The sequence below is a fragment of the Pseudomonas sp. S2_H01 genome (assembly GCF_054668305.1).
On the sequence record NZ_CP162756.1, the window covers coordinates 3,933,791 to 3,953,903 of the forward strand.

The following is a 20,113-nucleotide window of genomic DNA, read 5'->3' on the forward strand; positions in this document are numbered from 1 at the left end:
CTTCTGTTCGAGTGCGGCGGCGAATGATCAGATCATAGACAAGGGCAAGACAGATGCAATCTCTGTAGTGGCAATTTCACACTCATTTGCGTGGGTGTTCGCAAAACATCAAAAACGACATGCGCTGTCTGTGACGAAGACAGCGCTATGGCCCGAAATGTCAGTCTTGCGCACTTCAGTGCTGAAGGTGTGCCGCGCCGAACAGCTGAACCTGCTGCAATCGTCCGTCCTGTTCAATCAGGCGGACCGGCGCCGTCCCGCCGGGCATGACCACTTCCACAAGACCTGCCTGAACCCACCCGCATAGCCACGCAGCAGAGGCAACCGCGCTGGCGCTGGTGCCGGAAGACGCCGTCGGCCCTTCGCCGCGCTCGAAGACACGGGCCAGGATGAGGTTCGGTGCAGTCTTCGCCGCCCATTGCAGGTTGATGCCGGCGGCGCACGGATCGCCTTCGCCCATGGCCCCGGCGGCAAACGCGATTCGGGTCAGTGCATCGTTCAGCGGCTGTTGGTGCAGGTGTTCAAAATCCGGGAGCGAGGCCGCGTCGCCGACCAGCGTCACGCAGTGTGGATTACCGACCCGGACAAACACGCTGGTCTGCCAGTCGGGATGCAATCGGGCCAGACGCTCCACCCTGTTGACCGGGTGCTGATGGAGTGTGGTGTCGCTTACGCCCGAACCCTTCGCGCCCACTGCCGCCGCGCCGAAACCCGGTGTGCCGATGTCCAGCCAGAACCCTGAAACACCGTCGATCACAGCCGGGACGACGTCAGTCGGGACCGGGCTGGCCGAGTCGTCGTTGTCGTGATGAACCCTCAGGGTGAAGCCTTCGTCACTCAACGACCGGCGAGCGTCGGTCAACGACTGGGCGAAGATGGTCAAACCGTTGCCGCTGCGTTCGGCGAGGGTGCCGTCGGTGTTGACGATCAGCACGTCGAAGGGCGCCGCGTCCTGAAACGGCCCGACCAGCAAGCCGTCCGATCGATGCGCTTTGCTGCCGGCAGGGCGTTGACCTTCGGGCCAGTCGCAAATGGCCGCAACGGCGTTGGCGGTCCAGGCTTGCCGGGTCAGCGCGGCGTCGGCGGCGGATGCGGGGACGTCGATACCCAGTGCGCGCAAGGCATCCGGAGAAATCACGGCGTAGATATTGCCGCGTGCGTCGTAGAAAGGGGCCATGGCGGGGTCCGGGGCAGCAGGGGAAAACCGGTATTAAATCAGGCTTTGCATCCTGGTTATTGATCGTTCCCACGCTCCGCGTGGTAATGCAGCCACTGACGCTCCGCGTCAATCTGGACCGTGTGGGAGTGAGCGCCCTCACACCACCAACGTCAACCACGTCGACACCAGCAACAGCACCGCCATGGCCTGATTGAACCGCTTCATGCTCTGTGCCGAGCGGCAAAACTTCGCCGCGCTGACACCCAGATACGCCCAGGCGCTCATGCACGGGATCGACACCAGGAAGAACATCAGCGACAACCACGCCACCCTTAGCAGGCGGTCGGCGTCGGTGCCGGCGAACACGCTGACCACTGCCAGCGCCATCATCCAGGTTTTCGGGTTGACCAGTTGCAGGCTGGCCGCCCCCCAAAGCCCCAGCCGTGGGCCGCTTTTCGCCTGAGAAGGATCGACCGCTTCGGCCGGCGCACTGAAGATCTGCCACGCGAGCCAGGTCAGCCAGGCGATGCCGATCCACGACATGAACGTCTGGACCTGCAGGTGACGCGCCAGCACATCGCCCAGCCCGGTCCCCACCATCAGCACCAGCAACGCCGCCCCGCCACAGGCGCCCAATACGATGGGCGCCGTGCGCAGCAGGCCATACCGCGAGCTGTTGGTCAGCACCAGAATGTTGGTCGGGCCGGGCGTGATGGAAGCCACGAAAGCGAACAGCAGGAACGGCAGAAAGGTGTGCATGGGACGTCTCGGCAGGCAGTGAACATGCAGAGATGATCGCGGCGCAGGCGGGTGTCAGTCTGGAAGAATTGAGCAGCGTCTGCGGTAGTCGGCAGGCGTCATCCGGTAGGCACGCTGGAACCAGCGGCCAAGGTGGCTCTGGTCGGCAAACCCCAGCGCGGCCGCGACCGTGACGGGCAGTTCGCCGCGGGCCAGCAGACGCCGGGCGCGGGCCAGGCGCAGTTGGATCAGATAGGCGTGCGGCGCCAGACCGAACGCCGCCTTGAACGCGCGACTCAGGCGAAAACGGTCCACACCGGTCACCGCCGCCAGATCGTCCAGACCGATGTCCTGATGCAGATGACCGTGCAGGTAATCCCGTGCGCGCTGCGCCACCAGCGGCAAGCGCGGATCTGGGCTGATCAGGGCACGCCAGTGCAAGTGGCGGGTGAGGTTCGACAGCAGATTGTCCAACGCGGTCTGGCGCACGATGCGCAGTTCATCGTTGTGCAGGGCTTCGAAGGCGTTGGCAGTGGCGATGGCCAGACGGCTGTCGTCCGCGAGGGTCGCGGCGAAACCCAGTTGCGCGTTGTGCGGCGCTTCCTCGAACTGGGCGTGCAGCTCACGGTCCAGCCAGTGCGGGTCCAGGTAAAGCGTACGGTAGGTGAAACCGTCGGCGTGCGGAGCGTTGCCGTCATGGATATCGCCCGGTTCGAGCAGGAACACCTTACCGGGTGTGCTGTTGTGCTGCTGTCGACGGCAATTGAACTGCTGCAGGCCTTGCTCGGTGATGCCCACCAGGTAAGTGTCATGCCAGTGCGGATCGTACGCATGCCCCTCGAAATGCGCGCGCATTGTCTCAATGCCGGACGTCGCGTCCTGCTTGAGATCGATCCAGTGGCGTTCGGGCATGGGGTTCCTCGTGACAGGCGTTGCATCAGGCTGATCTACGTTACCGTGCAGACTAACGCCGGGTCTGGAAGATTTGTGCAGCAACCGACCGGCGTCGAGTCACGCGTTCAAATCAAAACCGCTGCGGCCCAGGCACTCGCCGTTGATCAACACATCGACCCCATGGCGACCGGCGTAATGCACCCGGGTGGTGAAGTTGCGCACCTGCTGCTCGCGGCTAATGTTGACCGACTCACCGGCACCGAGCTCAAACGTCTTGAGCTTGAACACCTTCGCGGAGGTGCCGCCGGATTTCTTCACGTAATGGACTGCGTAATCGACGATCAGGCGCTGCGCCTTGTCGGACGTCGACTTCAGCGTGAACGACAGGTTGATCCTGTCGCCCAGACTGATCACGTCGGGCGTCACTTTAAGGTTTTCCAGCGTGACTTGCGCTTTCTGGCCTGCGCCCATCAACGTCAGCGCCCGGACATTGCCTTGCTTGATCAGCGAGCGCAACGCATGGCGGGCAATCCACGCGCTGTTGGGGTTGTCCAGCGACCAGCCTTCCAGTTGGTCGAGCACCCACTCGGGGTTGTCCTTGGTGATGTCGTTGAAATGGTTCGCCACCGATTTGCGCACGTAGAGGCTGTCATCGGCCTTGAGGTTATCGAGGATGTCGAGCACCGGCGTCGGATCGACCATCAGGTTCTCCAGCCGGAACGACCACGGCAATCGCGGCCGACAGCCTTCGCTGGCCAGCCGCCGAACGTGCGGATTTTCATCCAGTGACCAGCCGTGCATGACCTCGATGGCCCGCGCAAAGTCTTTGCGCAGAAAGTGCCGGACGGCAAACTCCGATGAGCCAAACAAGGTGAAGAACTTCAGTGCATCCATGGACCGCGCAAAGTTGTCCTGGCCAAACAACGCAACGTACTCCGGCAGAATCATGCTGACGAACGCGCTGTTCAGCCGCGGTGCCAGTGCGTACAGAATCTCCAGTGCTACGGCGTAGTCCTCAGGCAAGTCAGCATGCAGGCTCTGGCTGACCCGGTTCAGGCGTTGCATCACCGACAGCCCGTCCAGGCCCTGCGACGCCCGGGCCATGAACCCGTTGCGATCAAACGCCGGGTACACCGCCCACGTTTCATCGGCGATGTGCTGCAAGCGGTCGCGGTTGAAGATTTCCTTGAGGGCGGGGGAGTCGGACATGAAGGCGCTCTGACAAAAAGTGAGTGCACGCAGAGTACACAATCGTCGGCCAGATAAGCGCGGGGCAGCCGTTTTTCCGGACGGCTGCTCGACTATTCTTGTTACAAAGCGAATCGTCCTACACGTTGCTCATCCACCCTCACAGCGCGAACCTAAGCGCCTGATCGCCATCAAAGACCGGAATCGTTACCCATTCTTCAGAAGGTAAATGATGAACAGTTTTCTGCGACACCTCGCGCTTGTCTCGTTCTGCGGCGCGCTCAGTCTCAACGCTGCGCAGGCGCATGACAGCGTGCGTGCACCTGCCACGCTTTCCCCGCAGTTGCTGGCCTCGGCGAGCTACCCCAACCGTCCGAGCAATAGCGACAACGGCGCCATACGCCGGGCCAATCCCAATAGCCGCCAAGGCACGCAGTCCATTTCGCCCACGATGCGCGGGCCCAATCTCGGGCCGACGCAGCCACGCCCGCCGACGCTGGAAAACGGCGGCATCGGTAACGGCTACCCTTCAAGACAACCCGCTTCGCGACCTTCAAGCGGCACCGAACGCCGCAGTAACTGAACCGGCAACACGACAGCCAGAGTCCATTTTTTCGCCAAAAGGAACCGCCTATGTTGCGTAAACCGACGATCCGCAAGACCCTGCTCGCCAGCCTGTGTGCCTCGGCATTGCTCAGCCTGTCGTTCCAGACCCTCGCCGCCACGTACCAAAGTGAGGAAGGGACGCTGACCGTGGACGAGGTGGTCGGCGGTTTGCAGCACCCGTGGGCCGTGGCGTTTTTGCCCGACAACAAAGGCATGCTCGTGACCGAACGCACCGGTAACCTGCGGCGCGTAGGCCCTGACGGCAAACTGTCGGCACCGATCTCGGGTGTGCCACAAGTCTGGGTGCAAGGGCAGGGCGGTCTGCTGGACGTCGAGCTGTCGCCGGACTTTGCCAAGGACCGCATGGTGTACCTGACGTACGCCGAAGCCGGCAGCGACGGCAAAACCGGCGGAACCGCCGCAGGGCGCGGGCGGCTGTCGGATGACATGACCCGGCTGGAAGGCTTCACACGGATCTTCCAGCAGCAACCAAAATTGTCGGTGGGCAATCACTTCGGTTCGCGCATCGTTTTCGACCGTGATGGCTACATGTTCATTGCGCTCGGCGAAAACAACAATCGCCCGACCGCGCAGGACCTCGACAAGCTGCAAGGCAAGGTCGTGCGCCTGTACCCCGACGGCACCGTGCCCAAGGACAACCCCTTCGTCGGTCAGAAAAACGTGCGTCCGGAGATCTGGAGCTACGGCCATCGCAACCAGCAGGGCGCGGCGCTCAATCCGTGGACCGGGACCCTGTGGACCAACGAACACGGGCCCATGGGCGGTGACGAAATCAACATCATCGAGCGTGGCGCGAATTACGGCTGGCCGATCTCGACCTTCGGCATCGACTACAGCGGCCAGCCGATTTCCGAGTCCAAAGGCAAGATCGTCGACGGTGTGAAAAATCCGTTCCACGTCTGGGAAAAGTCCCCGGGTATCAGCGGCATGACGTTCTACAGCTCGGACACATTCAAGCAGTGGGACCACAACGTGTTCATCGGCGCGCTATCGGCTCAGGTGTTGATCCGCCTGGAGCTTAAAGACGACAAGGTAGTGCATGAAGAGCGCCTGCTGGGCGAACTGAAATCGCGCATCCGTGATGTACGCCAGGGGCCCGATGGTTACCTGTACGTGCTCACCGACGAGGACAATGGCAAATTGCTGAAAGTGGGGTTGGCGCAGTAAGCCCACAGCGCACAACACCTGTGTAGGAGCGCGCTTGCCCGCGAAGACGAACCAAGGGTTTACACATTGATGTCGGATGTTCCCAGGTCTTCGCGGGCAAGCGCGCTCCTACAGGTCGGCATGGAATCACGCGTCGCACGCTGTTGCCGACGCTGGCACATCGAACACCCGATCAAACGCCCACTGAAACACCAGTGCGTAGAAGAAGAAAAATACGAACAACCCGAGGTCGGTGACCAGCGCGGCCCACCACGAGATGTTCAGCCACCAGGCCACGAGCGGCACCAGCAGCACGACCAGTCCACCCTCGAAGCCAAAGGAGTGCAGCAAACGACGGCCGAACGTGCGCGTGCGCTGCGTTTGTCGGGATTCCCAGTACTCGAACGCGGTGTTGTAGAGCATGTTCCAGATCAGCGCGCTGGCCGAGAGCATCAACGACAGCGCGCCCGCGTGCGCCAGGCCATCTTCATAGATCATTGAGATCGCCGGTGACAGCACCGCGATCGCGATGGCTTCGTACAGGACGGCTTGAACCAGCTTGCGTACGGGGCCTTGCATGACGTTCTCCATGGGGGATGGACCGGGAATGCCGACCACGTTATCCGCCGGTTGCCGCCCCGAAAAATGAGATAAATTGAGCCCGCGTCAATTCAATTCATGCAGGGAGCTTCCGGTGTTCTCCAACCTTCCACTCAACGCATTGCGCACTTTCGAGGCTGCCGCACGGCTGGGCAGCTTCAAAGCTGCCGCCGAAGAACTGTCTGTGACCCCCGCGGCCATTTCTCATCAGGTGAAGACCCTTGAAGCATGGTTGGGCGCCCTGTTGTTCGAGCGGTCCGGTCAAGGCGTGACGCTGACGGAGGAGGGCGAAGAGCTTTATCGGCAAGCCCATCGTGCGTTGCTGGACATCCGCCGCAGCCTGGAAAGCTTCTGCCCGGACACGGCCTCGCAAACCCTCACGCTGTCGACCACACCGGGCCTGGCGGCGGCCTGGCTGATTCCTCGGCTGGGCGGTTTTTATCGGGCGTATCCACAATTCAATGTTCGTGTCGACACCCGTAACGAGCTGGTCGATCTGCTGAGGGATTCCAGCATCGATCTGGCCATTCGCACGGTGAGCCGCGACGACCCGAATCTGTTTCAGCAGGACCTCATGAACGAGCGGTTCGGCGTGTATGCCGCGCCCGAACGGATCGACGTCATCGACGGTGCGTACGTCGAACTGATCGACCTGCAATGGCAGATTCCCGGCGCGTTTGCGATCAGTTGGAACACCTGGTGCGCCGCAGCGGGGTGTGAGCATTGGCTGGAAACAGCGCGCTTGCGAGCGTTCGACGATGAGCATTACGCACTGAGCGCGGCGGTGGCCGGCCAGGGGCTGGTGCTGGCAAGCAACGTTCTGGTGGCGGACAGTGTGAAGCGCGGAGAGCTGGTGGCATACCGACCGGACATCAGCTTGCCCGGTCCGCGCTATGTGGCCGCCTGCGCGCCGGGACGCGAACGGCACGAGCCGGTAAGAGCCTTCCTGGCCTGGCTGGCGGCAGAGGCCGCTGCCACCCGGATGGTCTGACGACCTGACGGTTTGATGCCGCACTGTGGGAGCGAATTCATTCGCGAAAAATCGTTCAGTCGAAGGTGCTGTGTCGATCGTACGGACGTCTCGCGAATGAATTCGCTCCCACAGGATGCTGCATCGTCGCTCGATTTAACGCCAGCCTCAAGAGCATCGGTAATCGTGCCTTCTGCTTATCAAGGCCTGCGCGGCAGCAGGCTCGGCACCGCGTGCATCAAGGCATTGATCGCAAAGCCGATGAACATCACCCCGCACAGGCGGGTGATCGTCAGCTCGTGGCGTTGATACACCGTGCGTACGTGGCGGGCGCCGACGACGCCGATGATGATGCCGTAGGCCGCTATTCCGCCCAGAGTGCTGACCAGAATCAACAGCGGCAGCATCGACCAGTTGAGCATGTCGGCGCGGCTGGAGAGCAGGGCCGTGAAGGTGGCGACCGCCACCGGATAGGCTTTTGGGTTGGTCAGGCCGAACATGATCCCGTGCCAGAACGGATGGCGGCCTGGCGCTTTTGGCTCGTCTTCGTTGCTGCGCTTGGCGCGAATCGCGCGCCAGCCGAGCCAGAACAGAAACATTCCGCTGATGAGGCCGAGCACGTCGAACGCCGTGGTGCCGATGACCCTCGCACCAATGATCGCGGCCAGCGCCGTGCTGCACCAGATCACATCCCCCAACAGATGCCCGCAAAGAAACGCGGCGCCAGCTCGGCGCCCTTTCGACGCGCCGATGCCGAACACCGCCAGCACGCCGGGGCCTGGAGAAATGGCGTAGATAAATCCTGAAGCGAGCACGGCCATGAGCAGCGAGGGCGTCATCGGAAGACTTCCTGAAAGGTGAGCGCTGGAGTGTAGATGAGCCGCCGCCTGTTTTTCGAGGGGCAAGCGGCGAGATGTTTCCTGCATTTATCGGGCGTGTGTCGAGGTTGTAAAAAATCGGCGCAGAACGTAAAAGAGGCGCCGACAAAAAATCCCGCCTGGAGCTTCACCCCTGATGACCACCCCACACCGACCCGCCGCAGGCTTCTCGCGACGCCTGTTGCCGCTGAGCATTGCGTTTGCCTCGCCCTGGCTGGCCGCGCAGGAAGCCGAGCCGCTGACCCTGGAGGCAGTGAGGGTGTCGGGTGAGCAGCCGTCGAGCTATCAGTCCAGCAGCGCGTCGGTGGGTGGGTTCAACGAAGCGCGGCTGCTCGACACGCCTGCCTCGATCTCGGTGTTCAGCGAAGAGAGGCTCAAGAACCAGCAGGCCAAACTGCTCAGCGATGTGCTGCGCAACGATGCTTCGGTGGGCGACAGTTATGCACCGGTCGGTTACTACGAAAACTTCGTGGTGCGCGGGTTCTCGCTCAACGCCGCCAACAGCTATCGCATCAACGGCCGCAGCATCACCGGCGAACAGAACGTCGCGCTGGAAAACAAGGAGCAGGTCGAGCTGCTCAAAGGGCTGTCCGGTCTGCAAAGCGGCGTTTCGGAGCCTTCTGGCGTGGTCAATTACAAGACCAAACGCCCGGAAGACGTGCGCTCGGTGACCGTGTCGACCAACGAACACGGCGAGCGCTACATCGCCACCGACGTCGGCGGGTGGTTCGGCAGCGAAAAACAGTTCGGCCTGCGCGCCAACGTCGCCCACGAAGACATTCGTTCCTATGTTGATCACGCCGATGGCAAGCGCGATTTTGCATCGCTGGCGTTCGACTGGAACATCAATGAGCAATCGACCCTGCAACTGGACGTCGAGTATCAGACCAAAGAGCAGCGCTCGGTGCCGGGCTATCAGTTGCTCGGCGGCACCGAGCTGCCGCACGATGCCTCGCCCCGCAAATTGCTGGGTTATCAGAGCGGGTCGAACCCGGTGGGCATTGATTCGCTGAACATGAACGGCCGCTATGAGTACCGCTTCAGCGATGACTGGAAAGCCAGCCTGAGCGCTTCACGCAGTCGCGTGGTGATCGACGATTACAGTTCATTCGCCTACGGCTGCTATTACCAGGCCGACTGCCCGAGCACACCGGTCACCGGGCATTTCACGCCCGACGGCGGGTATGACATCTACGACTTCCGCAGCCCTGACGACACCCGACGCAACGATGAAGTCGAGGCGGCGATCACCGGCCTGTTCGACACGGGCTGGCTTAAACACGAGCTGACCTTCGGCACCAGCGCGTTCCGCCGCACGGTCGACACCCGTCCGTATTTCAGCGAGTACGTCGGTTCGGGCAACATCCATGAGACGCCGGACGCCTTCGCGCCGTCCGATCTGCCAGTGGGTCATACCGAACGGCGACTGGACAGCCGTCAGTACGGGTTGTTCGCCACCGACCGCATCCGCTTTAACGATCAATGGCAGACCGTGATTGGCGGGCGTCAGGTGCGTCTGGACGAGAAAGCGTACAACGAAGACGGCAGCGACAATCGTCACACCCAACGCTCGATCTTCCTGCCGCAGGCAGCGCTGATCTACAAGCCGATCGACAACGTTTCGCTTTACACCAGCTACAGCAAAGGCTTGTCGCTGGGTGGCACGGCGTCGGTGTTCGACACCAACGTGGGCGAGATTCTGGCACCGACGCTCTCTCGCCAGCTGGAGGCAGGCGTGAAGTACGACTGGCGCCGCATGAGCTTCACCGCTGCGGTGTTCCAGACGCGTCAGGCCTATCAATACTCCAGACCCAACGACGACGGCAGCCTCACCTTCGTCCAGCAGGGCCAGCAGAAAAACACCGGCCTGGAGCTGAGCGCCAACGGCTGGCTGACCTCACAACTGCAAATCGCCGCCAGTGTCGCGGCGATTCGTGCGCGGGTAGAAGACAGCGGCACAACGGCCTATGAGGACCACCAGGCGATCAACGTGCCGAAGTACCGTGGCAGCCTGTCCGCCGACTACAGCCTGCCGATTCCGGGGCTGGCGTTGTTGGGCGGCATGCAATACAGCGCCAGCAAATACGCCAACCGCGAAGGCTCGGTGAAGGTCGACGACTACACCGTGTTCAACGCAGGCAGTCGGTACAGCACGAAGCTGGAAGGCTATGACACGGTGTTCCGCCTGACCGTCGATAACCTGTTCGACAAACGCTACTGGCGCGACGTCGGCGAATACCTGGGCGACGACTACATCTTCCTCGGCGCGCCACGCACGGCACGTTTGTCGGCGACGGTGAGTTTCTAACGCCGGTCGTTCCTACGCCCTGCGGCCAGAATCAAAAGCCTTGAATCGGGTCGCTCTCCAGCCTCTGCCAAAGGCGTAGGAGCGCGGCTTGTCCCGCGATCTGGCGCGGAGCGGCAGTACATCCTGCAAACGCGATCTTTCTGACGGACTGAAGCGTCTGGTGTTACTGCTGCTGCGCAGCAGATCGCGGGACAAGCCACGCTCCTACGGTCTACGGGCAGAATCAAAAGCCTTGAAACGTGTCGCTCGCCCGCCTCTGCCGAAGGCGTAGGAGCGCGGCTTGCTCTGGGCCGCACTCGGACGATCTGCCGGGCACCGGCAGCAAACCCGGTTGATGCGGTTTCTCTGACACATCGAGTTGCCTGACTCTACTGCCGCTTCGCGCCAGATCGCGGGACAAGCCACGCTCCTACGCCCTGCGGGCAGAATCAAAAGCCTTGAAACGTGTTGCTCGCCCGCCTCTGCCGAAGGCGTAGGAGCGCGGCTTGCTCTGGGCCGCACTCGGACGATCTGCCGGGCACCGGCAGCAAACCCGGTTGATGCGGTTTCTCTGACACATCGAGTTGCCTGACTCTACTGCCGCTTCGCGCCAGATCGCGGGACAAGCCACGCTCCTACGGTCTACGGGCAGAATCAAAAGCCTTGAAACGTGTCGCTCGCCCGCCTCTGCCGAAGGCGTAGGAGCGCGGCTTGCTCTGGGCCGCACTCGGACGATCTGCCGGGCACCGGCAGCAAACCCGGTTGATGCGGTTTCTCTGACACATCGAGTTGCCTGACTCTACTGCCGCTTCGCGCCAGATCGCGGGACAAGCCACGCTCCTACGCCCTGCGGGCAGAATCAAAAGCCTTGAAACGTGTCGCTCGCCCGCCTCTGCCGAAGGCGTAGGAGCGCGGCTTGTCCCGCGATCTGCCGGGCACCGGCAGCAAACCCGGTTGATGCGGTTTCTCTGACACATCGAGTTGCCTGACTCTACTGCCGCTTCGCGCCAGATCGCGGGACAAGCCACGCTCCTACGACCTACGGCCAGAATCAAAAGCCTTGAAACGTGTCGCGGCCGCTGGCCAGAATCAAAAGCCTGCAGCCTTCCAGCAGCCTCTCTCTTTTCATCCATCCCCACAAAAGCGCATCCTGTCGCCCTGAGCCAATGGCAGTACGCGGACACGGCTGTCCGTGCGTTTTTGAGGGCTGGAGCCGCAAGATGATTGAACTGAGAACGGGCGATGTCCCTGAGATTCCTCTGCTGTGGTCGTTGCGTACGCGCGCGGTGCGGCAGCTCTGCGCGAGCCACTATTCCCCCGAGCAGATCGGGATCTGGAGCGAATCACCGCCGCCGGAATCCTATCTGCGGTTGTTCGCCACCCGCTGCGCGCTGGTCGCGGAGGAAGACGGTCAGCGGCTCGGCTACGGGATTCTGGACCGGCAGAGCGGCGAGTTGATCGCGCTGTTCGTCGAACCCGCCCAAGCGGGCAAAGGCATCGGCAAGCGATTGATGGAAGGGCTTGAAGCCATGGCCGTCGAAGAGCATTTCTCCCGGCTGTATCTCTATTCCTCGCTCAACGCCGCCGACTTCTACCGGGCCATGGGCTTTGTGGCGGTCCGCGATGAAGCCTATCAACACCCGAGCGGGATCACCCTGCGCAGCCTGTACATGGAGCGGGCGATGCCTGCGGACTCCGTGCATTGATCGAACGGGTTTGCGGCGATCACGTTGGCTTGGTACCGTCGGCTGGCCTCTCAACAGGGAAACCGGGCCATGCCAGCAGAGTACCCGTTGCAACGCCGTATCCAGGATGGACGCCCGCTGCTGATCAACGCCGAGCCGTTGCAGTCGGGCAGTGATGACACGTTGCACCGGTATCGCGAAGGGCAGTTATGGGCGGTCAGGCAGGGCGTGATCACGGCTGAGCTGGACACCGGCAGTTGGGTGGTCCCCGCACGGCACATCGGCTGGATTCCGCCAGGCGTTGCCCACGCCGCGCGCGTGCATGAGGCGGCGAAGGGCTGGATGATCTACCTGCGTCCCGACATGTGCCCGTTGTTTCCCGTCACGCCCACGGTGTTCGACATGACTGCGCTGTCCAGCGCTTTGCTCGAGCGCATTGCCGCCTGGGGCAACGATGCCGGCCGTGAAAGCCCGGCTGAGTTCACCGCGCCTCAGCATCGCCAACTCGATGTGCTGTTCGATGAACTGAAGATATCCCCGGCAACGCCGTTATTCCTGCCCATGCCCAGCAGTCCGCACCTGGTCGGCATGACCCTGACCATCGTCGCCGACCCGGCCAACAAATTGAGCCTGGACGACTGGGCACGTCGCGTGGGCATGTCCCGACGCGGCCTGACCCGCCATTTTCGGGCAGAAACCGGCATGTCGCTCATGCAGTGGCGCATCCTCGCGCGGATGAAGCGGGCGCTGGAGCTGCTCTCGCAAGGGGACAACGTCAATCGCGTGGCCCAGCGGCTGGGTTACGACAGCGTCAGCACGTTTATCAGCGCCTTCAGCGCGCAGTTCGGCATGACCCCCGGCGTGTATGCCGTGTGAAGTGACGCAAGTCCGGTGTTCTGCCAGCCACCCTCCTGTCGTCAGCTTTGTTATCCTGCGCGCCTTTGTCGCACCTAACTGCCGTTCTCACCTGCCAAATGGGGTCTTTCATGACAGCCATTCTTCGACCACGTCCACAACCGATCAGCCGGGGCGACTATAAGACCCTGGGCCTGGCGGCATTGGGCGGGGCGCTGGAAATCTACGATTTCATCATCTTCGTGTTCTTCGCGCTGACCCTCAGCCAGCTGTTCTTTCCGCCGGAAATGCCCGAGTGGCTGCGCTTGCTGCAAAGCTTCGGGATCTTCGTCACCGGGTATCTGGCGCGCCCGCTGGGCGGCATCCTGATGGCGCACTTTGCCGACAAACTGGGCCGCAAACGGGTTTTCAGCCTGAGCATCCTGATGATGGCGTTGCCGTGTCTGCTGATTGGCGTCATGCCGACCTACGCCGACATCGGCTACTGGGCGCCGTTGATCCTGCTGGCGCTGCGCATCCTGCAAGGCGCGGCTGTGGGCGGTGAAGTGCCGAGCGCTTGGGTATTCGTCGCCGAGCACGCGCCCAAAGGTCATCGCGGCTACGCCCTGGGTGTTCTGCAAGCGGGTCTGACCTTCGGTTACCTGATCGGTGCGCTGACCGCGACCTGGCTGGCGAAGGTGTACAGCCATGCGGAAATCCTCGATTTCGCCTGGCGCATTCCGTTCCTGCTGGGTGGTGTCTTTGGCGTGATCGGCGTCTGGTTGCGTCGCTGGCTGAGCGAAACGCCGGTGTTCATGGCGTTGCACGCGCAGCGTGAAGGCATGACCGAGCTGCCGTTGCGCGCCGTCGTGCGGGGGCATCGCCAGTCTTTGCTGCCGGCGGCGTTGCTGACCTGCGTGCTGACTTCGGCGGTCGTCACCCTGGTGGTGATCACGCCAACGGTCATGCAGCAGCGGTTCGGCATGAGCGCCAGCGACACGTTTGCGCTGAGCAGCGTCGGCATTGTCTTTCTCAATATCGGGTGTGTGCTGGCGGGCATGCTGGTGGACCGCATCGGTGCCTGGCGCGGCGTGATCCTGTACAGCCTGCTGCTGCCGCTCGGCGTCGGCCTGTTGTACGCCAGTCTGGTGATTCAGTGGTTGCCGATCAGTCTGGCGTACGCGCTGGCGGGGCTGGCCTGTGGCATCGTCGGCGTCGTGCCGTCAGTCATGGTCGGACTGTTCCCGGCGACGATTCGCGTGTCGGGCATCTCGTTGACCTACAACATCAGTTACGCGCTGTGGGCCAGCACCACGCCGCTGGCGCTGATCGCCCTGATGCCGTGGAGCCCGTGGGTGTGCGTGGGCTACTGCGTGATCATGGGCGCAGTGGGGCTTATGACCGCACTGTTCTTCGGCATGCGCAAAGGCATGCAGGTGGACGACACCGCAGCGGCGCACTGCGGTCACTGACCGTCGGGGCGTCGTTGAGCGACGCCCGATCCCCTACTACGCTTGGCCGACCACTATCGGAACAGTCGTCGGCGAGTGTGGGCATGAGCGACAACTCTAATCAGAACGATCTCAGCACCACGGCAGTCATTCGTGCGCATGTCGATAACCTCTATCGTCAGGAATCCCGGCGTGTCCTCGCCACCCTGATTCGTCTGCTGGGCAATTTTGAACGGGCCGAAGAAGCCCTGCAGGACGCCTTCATTGCGGCCGTCGAGCAATGGCCGCACGCGGGAATGCCCGACAACCCGCGCGCCTGGCTGGTGTCGGCGGGCCGCTTCAAGGCCATCGACAGCCTGCGTCGTCGCGCGCGTTTCGACGCCTCCCTCAGCGAGCTGGCGCACCAACTCGAAGACCAGTTGCACGATGATCGCGCCGACCTCGACCGCGTGGAGGATGACCGACTGCGGTTGATCTTCGTCTGTTGTCACCCGGCCTTGAGCCCCGATGCCCAAGTCGCACTGACCTTGCGTGAAGTGTGCGACCTCACGACCGAAGAAATTGCCCGCGCCTTTCTCATCACCCCATCGACCGTTGCCCAGCGCATCGTGCGCGCCAAGAACAAGATTCGCGACGCGCACATCCCCTACGAAGTGCCCACCCACAGCGAGTTGCCCGAACGGCTGGAGGCGGTGCTGCGGGTGATTTATCTGGTGTTCAACGAAGGCTATTTCGCGTCATCCGGTGAACATTTGACCCGCAGCGATCTGTCGGCTGAGGCGATTCGGTTGGGTCGCCTGTTGCTCGGTCTGCTGCCTGAACCTGAAGTCGCGGGCTTACTCGGTTTGATGCTGTTGGTCGAGTCCCGGCGTCCAGCGCGACTGTCCTCCGACGGCGAACCGGTGATGCTCGATCAGCAGGACCGAAGCCTGTGGCACCGACCTTTGATCGAGGAGGGCGAAGCGCTGGTGGAACAGGCGCTGCGTTCCGGCAGGGGCGGGGCCTACAGCGTGCAAGCCGCCATTGCCGCGGTGCATGCAGAAGCCCGCCTGGCCGAGGACACCGACTGGCCGCAGATCGTCGGGCTGTATGACGTCTTGCTGCGTTTCAACGATTCGGCCGTGGTGCAACTCAACCGGGCCGTTGCCTTGGCGATGGTGCAGGGCCCTGAAGTGGCGTTGACGCGGGTGGATGCATTGCTGGCCAGTGGCGAACTGGAGGGTTACCACCTGGCGTGGGCCGCGCGCGCTGATATGTGCCGCAGGCTTGGGCGTTATGACGAAGCCCGCGTCGCTTATCTCAAGGCCATCGGACTGGCACAACAGGGCGTAGATCGACGTTTTCTGCAGCGCTGCCTGAATGATCTGCCGACTTAAGCATGACCGTTGGTCAGCCGCAGGAAAAACGTGTTCACCGATGTCGATCTGCCTGATCGTCAAACGACTAATTCTGTAACAGGGCCAGACAAAAGCCCTGAGCAGTCCAGCGTCATGAGCCATACATTCATTGAGGGCGGCTTTACGCGCCTGATGGAGGTCGTCATGAAATACCTGTGTCTGATCTACAGCAACGAGCACACCCTGCATTCGCACCCGGACAGCCCTCGGGATGACGAGTGCCTGGCGTATGCGCAGTCCGTGCAGGCCAGCGGCCGCATGCTCGCCGCCGAACCGCTGGAGTCGGTGGAAACCGCGACCACCGTCAGAATGCGCAACGGCAAAGTGTCGATCACCGACGGTCCTTTCGCCGAAACCAAAGAGCAGCTCGCGGGCTTCTACCTGATCGAGGCGCGCGACCTGAACGAGGCCTTACAGGTCGCGGCGCACATTCCGGCCGCACGGGTCGGCAGTGTGGAAGTACGCCCCGTGAGGACGTTGAACCTGCAGCACGACGAACAACCAACGCCGGCCCTTGCCGCGGGAGGTCAGTCATGAGCCAGTCATCCCCTGTCAGTACCGACCCGCAACAGATTCAGGCGCTGCTGGAGCGCTGGTGCGCAGCGGTCCGCGACAAGGATCTCGACGCGATCATGCGTTACTACGCGCCCGACATCGTGGCCTACGACGCGATCATCCAGCTGCAATTCAAGGGCGCGGATGCCTACCGCCAGCACTGGGCGTTCTGTCTGGGCATGTGTGAGGGCGCGATGTTGTTCGAAACCCATCAGTTGACGATTCACGCCGACGGCGACGTCGCGTTCGCGCACTGGCTGAACAAGTGCGGCGGCACAGACGAGAAGGGCGAGGTGAAGTCGTCCTGGATGCGCGCCACGGCGGGCTACCGCAAAACCGCCGACGGCTGGAAGGCCGTCCACGAACACTTTTCCGCGCCCTTTGACATGGCGACCAGCAAGGCGCTGTTCGACCTTCAGCCCTGATACCTGATCCGATAAGACACGCTAGAGGAGACCTGTCATGAGCGTTAAACCGATCCCCGAGGGCCAGCACAGCCTGACCGTCTACATGGGTGTTTCACCCGCAGCCGAGGCCATCGAGTTTTACAAGAAAGCCTTCGGTGCCCAGGAAATGTTTCGTCTGGACGCCCCCGGCGGGCGCGTCGGCCACGCCGAACTGCAGATCGGCGATTCACGGCTGATGCTGGCCGAGCCCTGTGATCAAGGCGGATTTGTCAGCCCGCCACCGGGCAGCAAGACCTCGTTCGCCATGCACCTGTACGTGCCCGATGTCGACGAACAGTTCAAGCGCGCAGTGGAGGCGGGCGCCAGCGTCGTGACCGAGGTGCAGGACATGTTTTACGGGGATCGCAGTGGCAGCGTCCGCGATCCGTTCGGGCACCTCTGGTTCATTGGCACGCACAAGGAAGACCTTTCGCCGGACGAGATTCGCGAGCGTGCGATGGAGATGTTTGGCCAGCCGGCGTCCTGAAACCCTGTCAGACACATCCGTTCCGATCCCACGGTCCGCGCTTTTTCGGGCGCAGGCCGTGGCTGCATTCCCGCCGCGGCCCACACCCTGCCTGATGCACCGACAGCTCATTTGTAACAGATGATTGTAATTATCATTTGCGACGTATATCGTTCCTGTCTATACAACTATCCAGCCCATGATCACGTGAACTTATCGTTTGCAGGTGACGTTGTGTGCGCGATCGTCCTATTTGTAAGACTGGCCCTGTGAAGTTTCTTTCATTGCTGTAGGAATAATTACTTCTTTAGGTGCTCATATTAACCTTGTGAGCTCTTGGTATTAATACGTCAAAAAAACACGAAGATAATCTCAATAAAAATCTTCCGAAGCCGATGGTTGTTTAAGCCACGGCAGATAACTAATCGAGGTCGGTACACGGCAATGCTGGGACAAGAGCGCAAGCGGAAACGATTAACCCGGGCCACACCACGGGAGTGTGAGGTGCTGCAACTGGTGTTATTGGGCTACACCAACAAGGACATCGCCCAGCAGCTGGGCATCAGCGATTACACGGCTCGCGACCATGTGTCGGCGCTTTTGAAGAAGAATGAGGTAAAGAATCGCGCACAACTCTTGGCATTACACGTCGCGTCATCCCGTAAGAAAAAAACACCCACACCCCCTACATTTGACGGATTGTATCGCTGATTGATATGCGCATAATAAGCGCTCTGAGTTTTTCGTTTTTGTGAGAATGGATTGTGCCTCGGGAATGGTTTTTCGGGAGTGACTCTGTGCGTGTGTGAAAAGTAGTTGATCGAATATTAATAATGCGTTTTACGAGGCGGGTGCCAGGGAGTGGCTATGGGTGAAGTGTCGGGTGATTGTTTATCGGCTTTGTTTAAATTGAGAGGCGTCCATCAGCATTACGCTCAGCGTGCTTCGGCCGTGTGTGGTCTCGACTCGGTCGACTTTACCCTCCACCGGGGCGACACCTGTGCAGTGGTCGGCGCATCCGGGTCAGGCAAAAGCACGCTGCTGAATATCCTGGGGCTGCTCGAGCGTCCGGCAGGTGGGCAGGTTGAGTTTTTCGGCCACGATGTCATGACCGCCTCCGCGGACAGCCTTGCGCAGTGGCGCAATCGTTACCTGGGGTTCATTTTCCAGTCCTTTAATTTATTGCCGCGATTGAGCGCGTTGGACAACGTCGCGTTACCGCTTCTTTACCGCAATCACACCCGTGACGCGGCGCGGGCGCTGGCTGCAGAACACTTGCAGGCGGTGGGTTTGGCTCATCGTGCACAACACCGGCCCGCCGACCTGTCGGGCGGCCAGCGCCAGCGCGTGGCGATTGCCAGGGCACTGGTCGGAAAACCGACGTTGATTCTGGCCGACGAGCCCACCGGCAATCTCGACCAGCATTGCGCCAACGACATTCTCGAGCTGTTGCTGGGGCTCAACCATCACCATCGGGTCACACTGGTCATGGTCACCCATGATGCGAGCCTGGTGCAGCGTTTTGCCCGTAGGATCGAGGTCACCGAGGGTCGGCTTCAAGAGCGTGTCGAGCATGTCACCGCTTGAGTTCGCGGCGTGCCGCAGGTGGCGGATGCACTGGGCCGAGTCGTTGGAAAATTTGCGCTCGATGGGGCAGCGGTCCTGGCTGGCGTTGCTGGGAATCGTTGTAGGCAGTGCTTCTGTGGTCGCACTGCTGGACATCGGACGAAGCGCCTCCGAGGACACGATGCGCACGTTCAAGGGCATGGGCACGGAGACGCTGGTGGCGAATTTTCCTGGTTTTTCCGGGCGCAAAATGTTGTTGCCCCAAACCGTGGACACGCCGGCATTGATGCATTCGGTTCCGGATCTCATGCACATTACTTTGGTCAGTCAGTACGGCACACGTATCGGTCGTCAGGGTGTCCGTTACGACGCTTCAGTGATCGGGACCACGGCCGCGCTGGCGATGATCATCGACCTGCATCCTGCTTCCGGACGTTTCCTTTCGCCGATGGACGGCCACGCGTTGGTCGTTGTGCTGGGCGCAGAGGTTGCGAAATCCCTCACCGTTTCAGGCCGTGCAGCGCATCCGGGGGACCTGCTGACGATGGGTGATTACCAATATCAGGTCATCGGTGTGCTGGCGCCCAAACCCCATAACCCCCTGATCCCGGTGTCCGTGGATTCGTCGGTGTTTATTCCGGCACCTGGCATGAGGCGGCTGTCGTCAACGGCTCGCATCGGCAATGTCGTGGCCAGGGCGTCGCCACAGGCAGACCTGCAATCGGTGGCGCATTCCCTTGAAGCGCGCCTGAGCGCGCAACTGGGCGGTCGTGACGTGGCGGTGCAGATCCCTCGACAACTGATTGAAAGCCTCAAGCATCAGGCGCAAACCTTTGCCTGGTTACTGGCGGGGTTGGGGGGCATCTCCCTCATCGTTGCGGGTGTCGGGGTGATGAACGTGATGCTGATGAGTGTTCGTGAGCGTCGGCGAGAGATTGGCGTGCGCATGGCGCTAGGCGCCCGTCCTCGCGATATTCGCGCCCTGTTTTTGCTGGAAGCCTCGCATCTTTCCGTGGCGGGCGCCTTGTCAGGCGCGCTCTTGGGCAGCGTGGTCGCGTGGGGGTTCTCCCGGTGCAGTGGCTGGCCTTTGAGCCTGTCCTTCGACTCGCTGTTGCTGGGCGTTGGCAGTTCGCTGCTGATCGGACTGTTTTTTGGCAGCTACCCCGCCGTGGTGGCTGCGCGCCTTTCTCCAGCTACCGCGCTTCGGGATGACTAATGGACCGCTC

General features: G+C 61.7%; 20 protein-coding genes. 14 read left to right on the forward strand and 6 right to left on the reverse strand.

All coding sequences use genetic code 11. The features are described from left to right. Positions 1-175 precede the first annotated feature (175 nt). The 4 genes from AB4N84_RS17620 to AB4N84_RS17635 form a co-directional block, all read right to left on the reverse strand. On the reverse strand, positions 176-1,177 hold the full coding sequence (locus AB4N84_RS17620; protein ID WP_460042417.1) for a diaminopimelate epimerase: 1,002 nt from the start codon (positions 1,175-1,177) through the stop codon (positions 176-178). Between the two features lie 138 nt (positions 1,178-1,315). Beyond that, the gene (locus AB4N84_RS17625) at positions 1,316-1,918 is read right to left on the reverse strand and encodes a LysE family translocator (protein ID WP_460042418.1); all 603 of its coding nucleotides are present in this window, start codon (positions 1,916-1,918) and stop codon (positions 1,316-1,318) included. Positions 1,919-1,972: 54 nt separating this feature from the next. Next, positions 1,973-2,809 carry an AraC family ligand binding domain-containing protein gene (locus tag AB4N84_RS17630; RefSeq protein WP_460042419.1) on the reverse strand — a complete coding sequence of 279 codons (837 nt, stop codon included), beginning with the start codon at positions 2,807-2,809 and terminating at the stop codon, positions 1,973-1,975. Between the two features lie 99 nt (positions 2,810-2,908). Further along, on the reverse strand, positions 2,909-4,000 hold the full coding sequence (locus AB4N84_RS17635; protein WP_460042420.1) for a DNA alkylation repair protein: 1,092 nt from the start codon (positions 3,998-4,000) through the stop codon (positions 2,909-2,911). Positions 4,001-4,211: 211 nt separating this feature from the next. Between AB4N84_RS17635 and AB4N84_RS17640 the strand changes: the two genes are divergently transcribed. Together AB4N84_RS17640 and AB4N84_RS17645 are read left to right on the forward strand one after the other, a co-directional pair. Continuing rightward, positions 4,212-4,562, forward strand: coding sequence for a hypothetical protein (locus AB4N84_RS17640; protein ID WP_460042421.1), 351 nt, complete (start codon positions 4,212-4,214; stop codon positions 4,560-4,562). 50 nt (positions 4,563-4,612) lie between these two features. Continuing rightward, positions 4,613-5,773 carry a PQQ-dependent sugar dehydrogenase gene (locus AB4N84_RS17645; RefSeq protein WP_460042422.1) on the forward strand — a complete coding sequence of 387 codons (1,161 nt, stop codon included), beginning with the start codon at positions 4,613-4,615 and terminating at the stop codon, positions 5,771-5,773. A 126-nt stretch (positions 5,774-5,899) separates the two neighbouring features. On the opposite strand, the gene AB4N84_RS17650 is transcribed toward AB4N84_RS17645, so the two are convergent. Further along, positions 5,900-6,331, reverse strand: coding sequence for a PACE efflux transporter (locus AB4N84_RS17650; protein WP_460042423.1), 432 nt, complete (start codon positions 6,329-6,331; stop codon positions 5,900-5,902). Positions 6,332-6,446: 115 nt separating this feature from the next. Here AB4N84_RS17650 and AB4N84_RS17655 point away from each other — a divergent pair, with 115 nt between their 5' ends. Then, entirely contained in the window at positions 6,447-7,343 is an 897-nt protein-coding gene (locus AB4N84_RS17655; RefSeq protein WP_460042424.1) for a LysR substrate-binding domain-containing protein, read from the forward strand. Positions 7,344-7,522: 179 nt separating this feature from the next. Here AB4N84_RS17655 and AB4N84_RS17660 read toward each other — a convergent pair whose 3' ends face one another. Beyond that, positions 7,523-8,161: a LysE family translocator gene (locus AB4N84_RS17660; protein ID WP_460042425.1), complete on the reverse strand. Its 639-nt coding sequence runs from the start codon at positions 8,159-8,161 to the stop codon at positions 7,523-7,525. A 175-nt stretch (positions 8,162-8,336) separates the two neighbouring features. Here AB4N84_RS17660 and AB4N84_RS17665 point away from each other — a divergent pair, with 175 nt between their 5' ends. The 11 genes from AB4N84_RS17665 (at position 8,337) to AB4N84_RS17715 (ending at position 20,103) form a co-directional block, all read left to right on the forward strand. Further along, entirely contained in the window at positions 8,337-10,508 is a 2,172-nt protein-coding gene (locus AB4N84_RS17665; protein WP_460042426.1) for a TonB-dependent siderophore receptor, read from the forward strand. Between the two features lie 1,199 nt (positions 10,509-11,707). Next, the gene (locus tag AB4N84_RS17670; RefSeq protein WP_460042427.1) at positions 11,708-12,193 is read left to right on the forward strand and encodes a GNAT family N-acetyltransferase; all 486 of its coding nucleotides are present in this window, start codon (positions 11,708-11,710) and stop codon (positions 12,191-12,193) included. Positions 12,194-12,262: 69 nt separating this feature from the next. Further along, entirely contained in the window at positions 12,263-13,048 is a 786-nt protein-coding gene (locus AB4N84_RS17675) for a helix-turn-helix transcriptional regulator (protein ID WP_460042429.1), read from the forward strand. Positions 13,049-13,158: 110 nt separating this feature from the next. After that, complete coding sequence (locus tag AB4N84_RS17680) at positions 13,159-14,478, forward strand: MFS transporter (RefSeq protein ID WP_460042430.1); 1,320 nt, start codon at positions 13,159-13,161, stop codon at positions 14,476-14,478. Positions 14,479-14,561: 83 nt separating this feature from the next. Then, positions 14,562-15,833, forward strand: a complete 1,272-nt coding sequence (locus tag AB4N84_RS17685; protein WP_460042432.1) for an RNA polymerase sigma factor — start codon at positions 14,562-14,564, stop codon at positions 15,831-15,833. Between the two features lie 165 nt (positions 15,834-15,998). Further along, positions 15,999-16,391 (forward strand): YciI family protein, encoded by a 393-nt coding sequence (locus tag AB4N84_RS17690; RefSeq protein WP_074753180.1) that lies wholly within the window; start codon positions 15,999-16,001, stop codon positions 16,389-16,391. After that, a complete protein-coding gene (locus AB4N84_RS17695) occupies positions 16,388-16,834 on the forward strand; it encodes a YybH family protein (RefSeq protein ID WP_460042434.1) in 447 nt (148 codons plus the stop codon). Before AB4N84_RS17690 ends, AB4N84_RS17695 begins: the two co-directional genes overlap by 4 nt. A 37-nt stretch (positions 16,835-16,871) precedes the next feature. Next, complete coding sequence (locus AB4N84_RS17700; protein WP_074753046.1) at positions 16,872-17,342, forward strand: VOC family protein; 471 nt, start codon at positions 16,872-16,874, stop codon at positions 17,340-17,342. 423 nt (positions 17,343-17,765) lie between these two features. After that, positions 17,766-18,032, forward strand: a complete 267-nt coding sequence (locus tag AB4N84_RS17705) for a LuxR C-terminal-related transcriptional regulator (RefSeq protein WP_074753045.1) — start codon at positions 17,766-17,768, stop codon at positions 18,030-18,032. Positions 18,033-18,188: 156 nt separating this feature from the next. Further along, positions 18,189-18,908: an ABC transporter ATP-binding protein gene (locus tag AB4N84_RS17710; RefSeq protein WP_074753044.1), complete on the forward strand. Its 720-nt coding sequence runs from the start codon at positions 18,189-18,191 to the stop codon at positions 18,906-18,908. Further along, positions 18,895-20,103, forward strand: coding sequence for an ABC transporter permease (locus tag AB4N84_RS17715; RefSeq protein WP_460042435.1), 1,209 nt, complete (start codon positions 18,895-18,897; stop codon positions 20,101-20,103). The genes AB4N84_RS17710 and AB4N84_RS17715 overlap by 14 nt, the downstream gene beginning before the upstream one ends. The last annotated feature ends 10 nt before the right edge of the window (positions 20,104-20,113 follow it).

Coding starts and splice junctions, on each gene's coding strand:
- AB4N84_RS17620 (WP_460042417.1), bottom strand. CDS start 1,177: ATGGCCCCTTTCTACGACGCACGCGGCAATATCTACGCCGTGATTTCT.
- AB4N84_RS17625 (WP_460042418.1), bottom strand. CDS start 1,918: ATGCACACCTTTCTGCCGTTCCTGCTGTTCGCTTTCGTGGCTTCCATC.
- AB4N84_RS17630 (WP_460042419.1), bottom strand. CDS start 2,809: ATGCCCGAACGCCACTGGATCGATCTCAAGCAGGACGCGACGTCCGGC.
- AB4N84_RS17635 (WP_460042420.1), bottom strand. CDS start 4,000: ATGTCCGACTCCCCCGCCCTCAAGGAAATCTTCAACCGCGACCGCTTG.
- AB4N84_RS17640 (WP_460042421.1), top strand. CDS start 4,212: ATGAACAGTTTTCTGCGACACCTCGCGCTTGTCTCGTTCTGCGGCGCG.
- AB4N84_RS17645 (WP_460042422.1), top strand. CDS start 4,613: ATGTTGCGTAAACCGACGATCCGCAAGACCCTGCTCGCCAGCCTGTGT.
- AB4N84_RS17650 (WP_460042423.1), bottom strand. CDS start 6,331: ATGCAAGGCCCCGTACGCAAGCTGGTTCAAGCCGTCCTGTACGAAGCC.
- AB4N84_RS17660 (WP_460042425.1), bottom strand. CDS start 8,161: ATGACGCCCTCGCTGCTCATGGCCGTGCTCGCTTCAGGATTTATCTAC.
- AB4N84_RS17665 (WP_460042426.1), top strand. CDS start 8,337: ATGACCACCCCACACCGACCCGCCGCAGGCTTCTCGCGACGCCTGTTG.
- AB4N84_RS17670 (WP_460042427.1), top strand. CDS start 11,708: ATGATTGAACTGAGAACGGGCGATGTCCCTGAGATTCCTCTGCTGTGG.
- AB4N84_RS17675 (WP_460042429.1), top strand. CDS start 12,263: ATGCCAGCAGAGTACCCGTTGCAACGCCGTATCCAGGATGGACGCCCG.
- AB4N84_RS17680 (WP_460042430.1), top strand. CDS start 13,159: ATGACAGCCATTCTTCGACCACGTCCACAACCGATCAGCCGGGGCGAC.
- AB4N84_RS17685 (WP_460042432.1), top strand. CDS start 14,562: ATGAGCGACAACTCTAATCAGAACGATCTCAGCACCACGGCAGTCATT.
- AB4N84_RS17690 (WP_074753180.1), top strand. CDS start 15,999: ATGAAATACCTGTGTCTGATCTACAGCAACGAGCACACCCTGCATTCG.
- AB4N84_RS17695 (WP_460042434.1), top strand. CDS start 16,388: ATGAGCCAGTCATCCCCTGTCAGTACCGACCCGCAACAGATTCAGGCG.
- AB4N84_RS17700 (WP_074753046.1), top strand. CDS start 16,872: ATGAGCGTTAAACCGATCCCCGAGGGCCAGCACAGCCTGACCGTCTAC.
- AB4N84_RS17705 (WP_074753045.1), top strand. CDS start 17,766: ATGCTGGGACAAGAGCGCAAGCGGAAACGATTAACCCGGGCCACACCA.
- AB4N84_RS17710 (WP_074753044.1), top strand. CDS start 18,189: ATGGGTGAAGTGTCGGGTGATTGTTTATCGGCTTTGTTTAAATTGAGA.
- AB4N84_RS17715 (WP_460042435.1), top strand. CDS start 18,895: ATGTCACCGCTTGAGTTCGCGGCGTGCCGCAGGTGGCGGATGCACTGG.